General features: G+C 62.0%; 14 protein-coding genes. 1 reads left to right on the forward strand and 13 read right to left on the reverse strand.

Annotation, left to right across the window (positions count from 1 at the left end):
- Positions 1-29 precede the first annotated feature (29 nt).
- The 13 genes from C9413_RS16885 to C9413_RS16945 form a co-directional block, all read right to left on the reverse strand.
- Positions 30-476, reverse strand: coding sequence for a hypothetical protein (locus tag C9413_RS16885; protein WP_170250666.1), 447 nt, complete (start codon positions 474-476; stop codon positions 30-32).
- Between the two features lie 188 nt (positions 477-664).
- A complete protein-coding gene (locus C9413_RS16890; protein WP_039845151.1) occupies positions 665-1,600 on the reverse strand; it encodes a lipid A biosynthesis lauroyl acyltransferase in 936 nt (311 codons plus the stop codon).
- Positions 1,601-1,604: 4 nt separating this feature from the next.
- Positions 1,605-2,633, reverse strand: coding sequence for a zinc-binding dehydrogenase (locus C9413_RS16895; RefSeq protein WP_039845152.1), 1,029 nt, complete (start codon positions 2,631-2,633; stop codon positions 1,605-1,607).
- 54 nt (positions 2,634-2,687) lie between these two features.
- Complete coding sequence (locus tag C9413_RS16900; RefSeq protein WP_039845153.1) at positions 2,688-3,974, reverse strand: beta-ketoacyl-ACP synthase; 1,287 nt, start codon at positions 3,972-3,974, stop codon at positions 2,688-2,690.
- An 11-nt stretch (positions 3,975-3,985) separates the two neighbouring features.
- On the reverse strand, positions 3,986-5,191 hold the full coding sequence (locus C9413_RS16905; RefSeq protein WP_039845154.1) for a beta-ketoacyl-ACP synthase: 1,206 nt from the start codon (positions 5,189-5,191) through the stop codon (positions 3,986-3,988).
- Positions 5,188-5,670: a 3-hydroxyacyl-ACP dehydratase FabZ family protein gene (locus tag C9413_RS16910; RefSeq protein ID WP_039845155.1), complete on the reverse strand. Its 483-nt coding sequence runs from the start codon at positions 5,668-5,670 to the stop codon at positions 5,188-5,190. The genes C9413_RS16905 and C9413_RS16910 overlap by 4 nt, the downstream gene beginning before the upstream one ends.
- Positions 5,671-5,784: 114 nt before the next feature.
- Positions 5,785-6,093, reverse strand: a complete 309-nt coding sequence (locus tag C9413_RS16915) for an acyl carrier protein (RefSeq protein ID WP_133940147.1) — start codon at positions 6,091-6,093, stop codon at positions 5,785-5,787.
- A gap of 161 nt (positions 6,094-6,254) precedes the next feature.
- Entirely contained in the window at positions 6,255-7,235 is a 981-nt protein-coding gene (gene cbiB, locus C9413_RS16920; protein ID WP_039845156.1) for an adenosylcobinamide-phosphate synthase CbiB, read from the reverse strand.
- A complete protein-coding gene (gene cobD, locus C9413_RS16925; RefSeq protein ID WP_039845157.1) occupies positions 7,232-8,233 on the reverse strand; it encodes a threonine-phosphate decarboxylase CobD in 1,002 nt (333 codons plus the stop codon). Before cobD ends, cbiB begins: the two co-directional genes overlap by 4 nt.
- Positions 8,230-9,537: a cobyrinate a,c-diamide synthase gene (locus tag C9413_RS16930; protein ID WP_039845158.1), complete on the reverse strand. Its 1,308-nt coding sequence runs from the start codon at positions 9,535-9,537 to the stop codon at positions 8,230-8,232. Before C9413_RS16930 ends, cobD begins: the two co-directional genes overlap by 4 nt.
- Entirely contained in the window at positions 9,534-10,376 is an 843-nt protein-coding gene (cobA, locus tag C9413_RS16935; RefSeq protein ID WP_039845159.1) for a uroporphyrinogen-III C-methyltransferase, read from the reverse strand. Before cobA ends, C9413_RS16930 begins: the two co-directional genes overlap by 4 nt.
- Before the next feature lie 186 nt (positions 10,377-10,562).
- A complete protein-coding gene (locus C9413_RS16940; RefSeq protein ID WP_170250667.1) occupies positions 10,563-11,513 on the reverse strand; it encodes a nucleoside hydrolase in 951 nt (316 codons plus the stop codon).
- A gap of 70 nt (positions 11,514-11,583) precedes the next feature.
- Entirely contained in the window at positions 11,584-12,003 is a 420-nt protein-coding gene (locus tag C9413_RS16945; RefSeq protein WP_039845161.1) for a cobalamin biosynthesis protein, read from the reverse strand.
- A 99-nt stretch (positions 12,004-12,102) separates the two neighbouring features.
- Between C9413_RS16945 and C9413_RS16950 the strand changes: the two genes are divergently transcribed.
- Positions 12,103-12,830, forward strand: a 728-nt coding sequence (locus tag C9413_RS16950; protein WP_170250668.1) for a TSUP family transporter, incomplete at its 3' end; no start/stop codon positions are given.

A 12,830-nucleotide genomic window follows, 5' to 3' on the forward strand; every position in this document is an offset into this window, starting at 1 on the left:
ATGTCGAGCGCACTTCGTCCGAGATATGCTCAGTCCCCCGGGTTGGAATAAAGATAGCGGTAGTCGCGCGTGAGCACCGCAACACGATCCGGGAAGGTCTCGAGAATCGCCGAATTGAGAAAATTCCCGTTGTCGACATTGGTCACATAGGCCTTCGGTGCAGGTAGCGGCAATTCCCGCGGCAATGCAACATCCGCACGCGGCAGCGCGCCGAAACAGCGCTCCAAAAGGGATATGAGCCTGGTTGAGTGATGGCTGACGCTGGCAGCGTCACCGGCATCCTGCTGCAGCAGATAGCCGACAAACTGAAGCTGCATGTACACCTCCATGAGGTTGGCCGCGTGATGGTCCACAATTACTTCGACCAAAAGTTCGAAACCACCATCAAGGGTTGCAACGCGACGATCGTCGCCAAGACGAATTGCCTCTTCGATCTGCGAGCAGCGCGATGAGAAAGCTTGCAAAAGTTCGAGCAAGGCGCCTCCAGATCCCTTATTCTCCAATGGGATTCATATTCTCCCCGCTTTGGCAGAATTCAACGCATATGACATAAACATGAATCCCGCTACTCGCCCTAGTAGCGACGGATAACATGATTAGGATTCAGTTCAACGTGGACGACACATGGGTTTTAGTGGATGAGATATAAGAGGTTGAAAGCCCGTCACTTAAGAACTTCGTGCTTTACCTTCCAACGGTCGTGGTACCAGAGCCATTGGGCCGGGTATTCCCGCACCCAGCTTTCAACCTTGTCGTTCAGCATCTGAGCGGTCGCCGTCAGGTCGAGATTGCCCTTCTCGTCGCGCGGCATGTCCAGCTTCGGTTCGATCTCCAGCCGATAGCGGTTGCCGGCAAGCCGGATGCAGCGCGCGGGGTAAACCTCGCAGTTGAACTGACGGACGAGTTTCGGCAAGAGTGGGTTCGTCTTCGTGTCCAGGCCGAAGAAGGTGGTCTTCAGCCCTTTGCGGAACTTCTGATCGACGAGAACGCCGACACCCTGCCCGGCTTCGAGCTGACGCGCCAGCGCAAAGGCCGAGCCGGCATGCGACGGCACGAGCTTGCCCATGCGGGCGCTGCGGAAATCGAAGACCTTCTGGGCGACATAAGGATTGTTCGGCGGACGGAAGAGAACCGTCACATGCAGACCGAAGGCAGCGCTGCTGACGGGCAGGAGTTCGAAATTGCCCGTATGCGCCGTAAAAACGATGAACGGCCGGGGATTGTCCCGCAGGTCGAGGAAGATCGGGATCCCCGAGACCTCCACCCTGCCCGGACCGGTCCTTTCCGGATCGAAATCGAACAAACGGTCCAGAAAAACGTATTCGGCGGCGAGCCGTCCCATATTGCCCCAACTCGCCAGGGCGATTTCTTTTAGCTCCGCCTCACCCTTCTCGGGGAAGGCGTTGCGCAGGTTGAAGAGCATTAGCTTGTGGCGCGACGTGTGCGGACCGATCTTGCGGGTCAGCCAGTCAGCAAATCGGATCGCGCTGTCTGCCGGAAACAACTTCAGGAAATTCATGAAGCCAAAGGCCAGCTGAGCGATCAGCCATTGGCGGAAATGCTCGAGCTTCAGAACGATCCGGGTGAGGAAAAGCTTCACCGGTTCAGTCCATCTTCAGGATGATCTTGCCGAAGATCTGGCGCGATTCCATGCGTTCGAGCGCACGGTCGATATCGTCGAAGCGGACTTCGGTGTCGATGACCGGATGAATGAGGCCGCGGCCCATCTTCTGCATGGCATTCGCCATATTCTCGATGCGGCAGCCGAAGGAGCCGAGCAACTTCAGCTGCTGCTGGAAGAGCATCATCAGGTTCATGTCGGTGGAAACGCCCGACGTCGAGCCGCAGGTGACGAGGCGGCCGCCGCGCTTCATGCACAGCATCGAGCCCGCCCAGGTGTCCTTGCCCACGTGTTCGAAGACGACATCGACGCCCTTTTTTTTCGTGAGCTTGCGCACGAGGCCCTCGAAGCGGTCCGTGCGGTAGTTGATGACGTGATCGGCGCCGAGCGCCTTGGCCTTCTCGATCTTGTCGTCCGAGCCGACGGTGGTGATTACGGTGCAACCGATCTTCTTGGCGAGCTGGATTGCCGCCGTGCCGATGCCCGAACCGCCTGCATGCACGAGGATCGTCTCGCCGGGTTCGAGCTTGGCATTGTCGAAGAGCATGTGCTCGACGGTCCCGAAGGTGACGGGCGCCAGTGCCGCGCCGATGGCATCGACGCCGGGCGGGGCCGGAACGAGCAGGCGGGCCGGAAGGTTCACCTTCTCCTGCGCAAAGCCGTCAAGATGGAAGCCATGGACGCCGGAGACGTGTTCGCAGAGATTGTCGCGGCCTTCGCGACACGGACGGCAGAGACCGCAGGTGCGCGCGCCATAGATTGCGACCAACTGGCCGGGCAGGACATTCGCGACACCCGGGCCGATCGCCTCCACGACGCCCGAGGCCTCCGCGCCGATGACGAGCGGCATCTTGCGCTTGGCGAATGCCATGCCGCGCCAGCCCCAGACGTCGATATGGTTGAGGGCGACTGCCTTGACGCGCAGCGTCGCCTCACCGGCAGCGGGAGCATCCGGTTCCGGCAAATCGGTGATCTCAAGCTTGCGGTCATCGATCAGTTGCAAAGCGCGCATAAAAAACCTCTCGCCTCGAAGGCGTCTTCTCTCTTTTATTGTGTCGGCAACCGCTTAAGCCGGTTCGAGCGCCATGACAAGGCTGGCGTTCTGCCCGCCGAAACCGAAAGAGTTCGAAAGCACGGCGCAGACCTGCTGTTCGCGCTTCCTGTTCGGTACGACATCGAGAACGATAGATGGATCCGGGTTGTTGTAGTTAATCGTCGGCGGCAGCGTGCCGGTGAGCATGGTCTGCAGCGAGAACACCGCTTCGACCGCGCCAGCCGCCGTCAGCGTATGGCCGATCATCGACTTGTTGGAGGACAGCGGAATGGAGGCCATGCGCTCGCCGAAGACGGCAAGCATCGAGCCATATTCCATCTTGTCGTTTTCCGGCGTCGAGGTGCCGTGAGCATTGATGTAGCCGATGCCGCTTTCATCGATGCCGGCATCGGCAAGCGCGGCATGGATCGTCGCGATCGCCGGGCCGCCATCCGGCGACGAACGGGTGCGATGGAAGGAGTCGGCCTTTTCACCCGCGCCCTTCATGATGCCGAGTACCTTGGCGCCACGCGCGACAGCCGCTTCCAGTGATTCGAGGACCAGCGTCGCTGCACCTTCGGCGATGACGAAACCATCGCGATCCTTGCTGAAAGGCTTGGAGGCCTTGGTCGGCGGATCGTTCTGCGTCGACAGCGCGGAAAGCAGCGAAAAGCGGATGAGCGCTTCGGCGCTCAGCGAACCATCGGTCGCAACCGCAAGGGCGCGATCGGTACGACCCTGGCGGATCGCCTCGATGCCGAGCTGGATCGCGGTGGCGCCAGATGCACATGCGGTCGAAAGCGTCACCGGCAGCCCGCGCGTGCCGAAACGGTCGGCCAGACGCTCGGAGATCGCGCCGAAGAGTGCTGCTTCATGGAAGGCGGGATCCGTGCGCTGGCGCATCGCGGCCAGGAACCGCTCGTAGGCATCGCCCGGATGGTCGGACGGCGGCGAACGGTCGGCGAGATCGAAGCGGGCGCTCCATTCCGGCTCGATCGGCGGCGCGGCGAGAAAGAGCGGACCGTTGAAATCGCCGGAGATACCGGCATCGCAGAGCGCTTCAATCGTCGTTTCGCGGGCGAATGCGTAGGAACGCTCAACGGCGTTCGGCACCGGGATATCGATGAAATCAACAGTGCCGGCAATGCGGGTCGAAAGCCCGTCGGTCGGAAAGCGCGTGATGCCGTGGATCCCGGAAGTGCCGGAGGTCAGCGCCGCCCAGTTGTCCTTGAGCCCTTGGCCGAGCGAGGTGATTATTCCCATACCCGTGACCGCGACGATCGGGCGGCCAAGATGATCCTTGTAAGTCGCTTCTGTCATTTGATCACTCCTCACGCATCCGCGGAAAGAACGGCGACACCCTCGCCGCGCTGGTGGCCGACTGCGGTGACGACAGCGGCCGTGGTGCCCGCGCTCATCGGTTTTTCCTGCGCGGCATCAAAAGGCGGCACCTTCGCGTTGCTGTCGACGGCGAGCGCCGCAAAGGCAAGTCCAAGGGTAAACTGCGCTTCGATGGCATGGCCGGACACGCCGCCGAAGCCGCGGATGGCCGCGCCCGGAAGCTGATGCTCCAGAACCGCCTTCTCGCGCTCTGCCAGATCATGCATGCCGGTCGAGCCCGAGAAGATCGCAATTGTTTCCGGCGCAAGATTCTTGGCCGGCTGCAGCAAGCGCTCGAGACGAACCTCAAGGTTTCCGGCATTCCGGTTACCGCGGTCGCCCTCGATGGAATCGATCGTCGCATAGATATGCGCCCCCCGCGCTTCCGCATGCTTGCGCGATTCCAGAACGAGAAACGCCCCGGCCGAACCCAGGATCATCCCGCCGCCTTCGGTATCCTTGCGCGACCAAAGCGGCGCCCATTTGCCCTGCAGGTGAGCGCCGATCGATTCGGGCAAAAGAATCATGTCCTGACGCTCGGCGACAAAGGCACCGCCGACGAGCGCATGCGAGGATTCGCCCGACTTGATCCGGTAGAATGCGGTTTCGACCGCGGAGATGCCTGCAGCCTCCTCCCCCATGAACGTCCGCGACGAACCGGTGACCTTATGGACGATCGAAATATTGCCGGCAAGGAGGTTGGAAAGCTGCGCCAGGAAGAGTGTCGGGCGCAGTTCAGTGGTCAGCTTCTCGTTGAGTAAGAGCTCGCGATCATTGCGCTTGAGGCCCTCGTCGACGATCAGTGTATCAACATTGATGTCACGCTCGCCGCCGCCGGCGGCAACGATCATGTCCATCCTGCCGCAGGTTTCCGCATTCTCCTTGAAGCCCGCGTCATCGAGCGCCAGGCCGGCGGCAAAGACGCCGATGCGCTGCCAGTTCTCCATCTGGCGCTGGTCGCCGCGCTTGGCGATCTGCTGCGACCAGTCGATTTCCGGCAGCGGATGCACCGGATAGGGCTTGAATTTCTCGGTCTCGATGATCGGCTCCGGTGCTCGGCCTGCCGTCAAGAGCGCGACATGCGCATCCTTGCCGACGCCCTGACAAGTGACGATACCGACGCCGGTGATGACGACATCATTTTGAGCCTTGCTCATCCCTTTACTCCCTGCGCGGCGATTGCATCCATCAGGCCGACCTCGACCGCGCGCTTTTTCACGATATCGCCGAGCGGAACCTCGCTGAAGGGCATGGTGCGCAACTTCAGTTGCGCATCGCAGACCTTCTTGCCGCCGCTCGTGATCTTTGCCTTGGTCACGGCAAAACCGGACCCGTCATGCTCCAGAAACGCCTCGATGTCGAGAACCGCCTCTGGCTCGACGAAAGTGCGCATCTTGGCGCCGTCCACCGACATCAGGAACGGCATCGCGGCAAAATCAGTCGCGGCCAGCACCAGCATGCCCGAGGCCTGCGCCATGGTTTCAATGAGAAGCACGCCCGGAACGAGCGGCATACCCGGAAAATGGCCTTCGAAGACGGGGCTTTTCGCCGGCACAACGGAACGCGCCTTGAGCACACCCTTTTCTAGGTCGACCGCTTCCACGCGGTCAATCATCTGGAAATATTCCAGCAGCATCGGATCCTCCGGCCCGGCGGGAAAGCAAGCGCCGGATACGCCTAGTTAGGAACAAAACCGCCCGGCCGCTACGGTTCGCAGAGGCAGGGCGGAGAAAAAAGATAGCTGTGTCGCTCAGGCCTTGGCGGCGCGAAGCTCATCGATCTTGGCACAGAGGTTCTTCAGCACGAAATATTCCTCGGTGGAAACCTTCCCCTCGTTGACTTCCTGCGTCCACTTTTCGAGCGGGATCTTGATGCCGAATTCCTTGTCGATGGCGAAAACGATATCGAGGAAGTCGAGGCTATCGATACCGAGGTCGTCGATCGTATGGCTCTCCGGCGTGATCGTCTCGCGATCGATCTCGCTGGTTTCTGCAATGATGTCGGCAACTTTATCGAATGTAGCGGTCACGCGCTGTACCTCTTTCAATGACGAATTCATCCCCCTCATAGGCAAATCCATTTCAAAAGCCAATGCTTTCGCATGATCTGCTTTCAAATTTGACGGGCAACTGTTGCCGAAACAGCAATTCGCATAGAGGCTCGGAACACCAGGCCAGCATTCTTATCTGGATAGCGCCGAAATTCTCCTGCGAAGCACAGTCAAAGCAGAGCGACGAATGCCAGAAACACGGCGATCGCCAGTATCATGCAACTCGCATTGAATACCGCGATCCCGTCTTCGACGTCCTTGACGGTGGCGGTGCCGCGGCCCGCGCCGTTGATCATAGGTTCGCTGACGACAATGCCGGAATAGACACGCGGACCTGCCAATTGAACATCAAGTGCACCGGCCATGGCCGCTTCCGGCCGGCCGGAATTCGGGGAGCGATGCAGACCGCCGTCGCGGATCGCTACCTGGAAGGCCTCGCGGCTGGCGCTTGCGCCGCGCCGAAGCCAGGCGCCAGCGGCGATCAGCAGGATGGCAAGACGGGCGGCCGGCCAATTCGCCAGATCGTCGAGGCGAGCCGAGGCCCAGCCGAAATCGATGTACTTGTCCGACTTGTGCCCGATCATCGAGTCGGCGGTATTCAGCATCTTGTAGAGGAAGAGGCCGGGCAGGCCGAGGACGACATACCAGAACGCCGGTGCAACGACGCCGTCGGAGAAGTTTTCGGCGAGGCTTTCGATCGCCGCACGGCAAATTCCCGGCTCGTCGAGCGTTTCGGGATCGCGGCCGACAATGCGGGAAATGGCCTTGCGGCCGCCGACGATCCCCTCGCCGCGCAAGGCTTCTGCCACCGCAGAAACGTGATCCGCAAGGCTCTTCTGCGCCATGAAGATCGCGACGCAGGCAACTTCGAGAAGAATTCCCACAAAGCCGAACAGTCCGAAGAACCAGTGCAGCACGAGCCCGGCGGCGGCGCTGAACGCCAATAACACGGTGATCGAGACGGTGCCGTTCAGCCGCCGCTCGGCCTTCGTCAGCGTCTCGCTGTTGAACTGCCGGTCGAAATTGGAAATCGCCTTGCCGAAGAGGACGACGGGATGCGGCAGCCGCGACCACAGCAAATCCGGATCGCCGACGATCCGGTCGAGAAGGAGCGCCAGCAACAGCACGAGGAGATTTTCGTCGATCGTCATCCGTCAAAACTTTCCAAAGCGACCACAAGCCTGTTGTCGGCGGCGAAATCGGGAGGGAGGCCGAAACGCAGCCATTCCGGCGCATAGTCGAACTTGCGGACGAGAATATGGTGGCGGCAGAGATGCGTGTGAATGCGGCCTGCGCGACTGTCTACGACGAGCGAAAAGAGCCGAGTACCGCCGGTCGTTTCCAAACCGGCGCCTTTCAACACGCCCTCCAAGGCATTCTGGCGCTCGGCGATCCTTCGGATGATCGGAGCCGTATCCGACCGCAGCAAGGACGCGGCAATCGACAGCGCCGGGCCGGACACCGCCCAAGGGCCGAGCCAATCCTCGAAACGCTCGCGCATATCGCTTGCAGTCACGACGAAGCCGAGCCGCAGACCTGCGAGTCCGAAGAACTTCCCGAACGAACGGAAGATGACGAGATTTGAAAGGCGCGATGCCAGAGGCACGAGACTCAAATTCGGCTCAGCATCGCCGAAGGCTTCGTCGACGACGAGACAGCCGCCCTGCCCTTTCAGCCGGTCATGCAGCGCGGCTAGCTCGTCCGGCTTATAGCTTTGGCCATCGGGATTGTTCGGATTGACGACGACTGCAAGCGCGTGCCGGTCGTCGACAGCCCCGATCCCATCGATCGCATCCACGATAAAGCCGGCTGACCGGAACGCTTTTTCGTATTCGCCGTAGGTCGGCGAGACGATCGCTACTCGCCCGCCGGGCTCGACCAGTCTGGGCAGAAGCTGGATCACCGATTGCGTCCCTGGAACCGGCAACGGCAGGAGATCGCCGCTGCGGTAATAGTCGCGGGCAGCGGCAACGGCGGATTGCACCAGATATTTGTCCGGCAGGCGATGCCAGGATTCAGCAGGAATGTCCGGCAGCGCCGCCGGGCACGGATTGATGCCGGTCGATAGATCAAGCCAATCCTCCGGCCTTCCGCCAAAGGCAGCGGCGGCGGCCGAGATCCCGCCGCCGTGCATGATCGGAACACTCATGCGGCGGCTCCGGCAAGGTCGATGAGATGCATATAAGACCCAGCGATCTGGCCGCGGCGAAGGCCGGCTTCACCGAGACTGATGCCGAGAGCATCGCTCACCGTGAAGAGCCTGTCGGCGTCGCCTTCGCGAACCACAGTGGAGTAATGATATTCATGGGCCGTCATGCCATGGCCGAAGAATGCCCCGTCGACCGGCTGAACGCGGCGATAGCCGAGATGCCGGCTGCGCTCTTCATAGCTGGTGACAAGCGGCAGCAGGCCGAGCATCTCGTGCCGCGTGCCGCCGGCGTCAATCAGCCCGTCGCCAAGAACCATGTAGCCGCCGCACTCGCCGTAAATGCGCGTGCCGCGCCTTGCAGCCTCGACCATCGCCCGGCGGAAATTCTGCGCATCCGCGATCTCTCCGGCATGCAGTTCCGGATAGCCGCCCGGCAGATAGATCGCGTCGGCATCGGCGGCGGGTGCTTCGTCGGCCAGCGGCGAGAAGAAGGAGATTGTTGCCCCGCGGCGGCGCCAGCCGAGCAGCATATGTTCGTAGCAAAAGGCAAAGGCGATGTCGCGGGCAACGGCAATCCGGCTTCCGAGCGGCGCCAGCCGATGGATATTCGCCGCCGAGGGAACGTTGAGGCCCTGGCGCGCGGTGCGCAGAAGAAACTCGAATTTGCACTCGTCGGATACGGCTTCGGCAGCATGCTCGATAAAGTCCTCCAGCCCCTGATGCTCGCCCGCCTGGACGAGGCCCAGATGCCGCTCCGGAAGCGCCAGCGTCTTGTCGCTGCGGATGACCGCGATGACCGGCATGCGGATCGCATCGAGCGCCTGGCGCAGCATCGTCTCGTGCCGCTCGCTGCCGACCTTGTTGAGAATGACGCCGGCGATGCGGACATCAGCGCGGAAGCTCGCAAAGCCGCTGACGAGTGGCGCGACCGAATGCGACATGCGCGAAGCGTCGACAACGAGCACGACGGATAGGCGAAGCATGGCGGCGAGATCGGCCGCGGTCCCCTTGCCGTCGGCCGCACCGTCGAAGAGGCCCATCATCGCCTCAATGACCAGGATGCGATCGCCGGACCGGTGCAGCGCGGCATTGGCGGAAATCAACTCCGGCCGCATGGCCCAGGCGTCGAAATTCAGGCACGGCGCGCCGCTGGCGGCGGAGTGAAAGGCAGGATCGATATAGTCCGGGCCGGCCTTGCCGGGAGCGACCGCAACGCCGCGGTTGCGAAGCGCCCGAAGCAGGCCGAGCGTGATCGTAGTCTTGCCGGAGCCGGAGGACGGCGCAGCGATCAGCAACCCGCTCATGCCGTCACCTTCCCTCCGGTTCGGCGAAACGGATCGGGCTGTAACCTGCGCCCCGCCAAGGCACCCAGCCAATCGAGCGACGGGCGCAATCTCACGACCTCGCCGACGACGACAATTGCAGGCGGCTCCAAACCGGACGCCGCGACAGCGGCCGGTGCTTCGCCAAGCGTCGTTTCCAGAACCTGCTGCCCGATGGTTGCCGCATTGCTGACGAAGGCGACCGGCTCCGACGGATTTCGGCCCGCCGCGATGAGGTTGGCGCTGATCTGGGCGATATGCTTCATCGCCATATAGATGACGATCACCGGCGAACCGCGGCCGATCGCCTCCCAATTGATCGCATCCGGCACGATTCCGGAAGAATCATGGCCGGTGAGGAACGTGACCGCATGGTTGATCTCGCGATGGGTGACTGGAATGCCGGCATAGGCGAGCCCGCCGATCCCCGCCGTAATGCCCGGCACGATGCGGAACGGGATGTTGTGCTCAACCAGCGTCAGCGCCTCTTCGCCGCCACGGCCGAAGACGAAGGGATCGCCGCCCTTCAGCCGCAGCACGCGTTTGCCGGAGCGCGCAAGTTCGACCAGGCGAAGCGAGATATCCCGCTGATTCGCGGAAGGCTTGCCGCCACGCTTGCCGGCATATTCGAGAACGGCATCGGGCCGCGCGAGCATCAAGCATTCCTCGTTCACCAGCGCGTCGTGGATGATCAAATCGGCTTCCGCCATCGCCTTAGCGGCAAGCAGCGTCAGCAGGCCAGGATCGCCCGGCCCGGCGCCGACGAGCCAGACGTTGCCTGGCTCCAGCGCCGGCAGATGGGAGAATGCGCTTTCGATCATTCAGGTGATCTATGCCCGGCAGCAGGCAAGGTCAACGGCAACGGTGAAAGCCCACCACAGGCTGCCGGATGGAAACTGACTCAATTTTGGAAAGGGTTGAATCCGAACTTAAGGAAAGCATGCCATCCCATTGATCGGATTCAGCAAGAACCGGCCGGAGGAGACGCCGGCCGGTCCGGCAATTCATCAGGCGCGCAGCAGCGTCTCGCGAAGGAGGCCGATCACTTTTTGCGACTCGACGCCGGTGCAGACGATCTGGCTCGGCAGGCCGTCCCAATCGCCGGGCGGGAAGCGGCGGCCGTCCGGCTTCACGATCGTCGGGCCGTCGGCAATACCGCCACAGACGACGCGAACAGAACCCGTGATGGTCGAAAAGAGTTCCGGCGCCACGACATAGACGCAGGCGCAGCTGTCATGCACCATCATTCCGTCATCGACCGCATGCGCGTAGAAATCGATGTAGAACTGCGAGAGATCGTTCAGCAGCTTGACGGCCTTGTCGCCCTCTGCGGCGGCAGCGGCGAGATAGCGCCGGCTCATGGTCGTGACCGCGGTCACGTCGAGGCCGATGACCACAACCTTCCAGGGAGCGGTCAGGACGATGTCGGCAGCTTCCGGATCGCCGTGAATATTGGCTTCCGCGACCGGCGAAACATTGCCCGGCACATAGAAATTGCCGCCCATGATGACGACGGCCTTCACGAGCTTGGCGATCTCCGGATCTTCCTTCAGCGCCAGCGCAAGGTTCGTCATGCGGCCGACGGCAACGAGCGTCACCTCGCCGGGATTGGCGCGCACGGTGTCGACGATGAACCGGTATGCCGGGCGCGGATCGAGCGGCACATCGACCATCTCCGGCACGTCGATATTGCCGAGGCCATTGTCGCCGTGCACGAAGGTCGGCCAGTCGATCTCCTTGCGCGACGGGTCGATCGTCGTACCCGTACCCTTGGCGACAGGGGCTGAAATATTCCACTCGCGCTTCAAAAACAGCGCGTTGCGCGTCGTCGCTTCGATCGAGGCATTGCCGAAAACGGTCGTGATGCCGATCAGATCGACGTCGGGGTGACGATGCAGGAACAGGAGTGCCATGGCGTCATCGACGCCCGGGTCCGGGTCATAAATGACCTTGTGCATGAGATTTCCTTTTATGCAGTTCGTCGCGTGCCGGAAAACGCCTCGCGACGTGGCGACACCATAGCGCCCGTTATTCTTTCTGCAACCGCATGCGGGCGATCGCCGCGGTCGCGTGCGCAGATTTGATCTTGGGCACGGCAAGCTCTGCGTTGCTGCCGCAAGCGGCAAGCGCAGCGGACTCGGCAACGCCGTGGCAGCCGACCCGGGCAAAGACGATGTCGGATGGATTCTTAAGCCGCGGCGTCTCTTCCTCAAGGCGTGCGGCACTGAAAAACAGCACCGGCACGCCGAAATGCCTGGCGGCCTCGAAAATAGCAGGCTCCCCGGCCCGGCCGTCGATCGACGCGATCGCGGCGAGTACACCGGGCGCCAGACCGCCGAGCCGCAAAACCTCGGCTGCAAGCGCCATGACTTCGTCGGGCGGCGTGCCGCGCTCGCAACCGAGGCCGAGGACATGGCGGCGTGAAATATCGAACGTGATTCCGGTCATCGGCCTATTTTGAAATGCATGCCTGTCCCACCAGCCATTGCAGCCGGAAGCCGGAAATGCAACATGGCGCGGACTTCATTCCTGCCTTCGAGTTCCGCCTTGTCCGACATCGCTCCCCATCTTCTTCTTCTCCTCTCACTTGCCGGCTTTTTTGCCGGCTTTGTCGATGCGATCGCCGGCGGCGGCGGGCTCATCACCGTCCCGGCGATGCTGATCGCAGGAATTCCGCCGCTCCAGACGCTCGGCACGAACAAGGTACAATCCGTTTTCGGAGCAGCGTCCGCGACGATCGCCTATGCGCGCAAGGGCCATGTGAACCTTCGAGAACAACTGCCGATGGCCATGTTGGCGGCTATGGGCGGTGCGCTCGGTGCGGCCCTTGCGACGATCGTGCCCGGCGACGTCCTGCGCGCCATCATGCCGGTGCTGCTTGTCGCGATCGCGCTCTATTTCGCCTTCAAGCCGAACCTCAACGACCTCGATACCCACCGCCGCATCACGCCTTTCGTCTTCGGCATGACCTTCGTGCCGCTGATCGGCTTTTACGACGGAGTTTTCGGCCCGGGGACGGGTTCCTTCTTCATGCTTTCCTTCGTGACGCTTGCAGGTTTCGGCATGCTGAAAGCGACGGCGCATACCAAGCTTCTGAACCTCGGCTCGAACATCGGCGCGCTCATCGTCTTCGCCTCCTTCGGAGCAACGCTCTGGACGGTCGGGCTGATGATGGGCGTCTGCCAGTTCCTCGGCGCACAGGTCGGCTCAAGGCTTGCGCTGCGCACCGGCGCCAAGCTCATCAAGCCACGGCCCGGGCCGGTTGGCATCGCGGT

The sequence above is a fragment of the Rhizobium sp. SEMIA 4085 genome (genome assembly GCF_013004495.1).
Lineage (GTDB): Bacteria > Pseudomonadota > Alphaproteobacteria > Rhizobiales > Rhizobiaceae > Rhizobium > Rhizobium gallicum.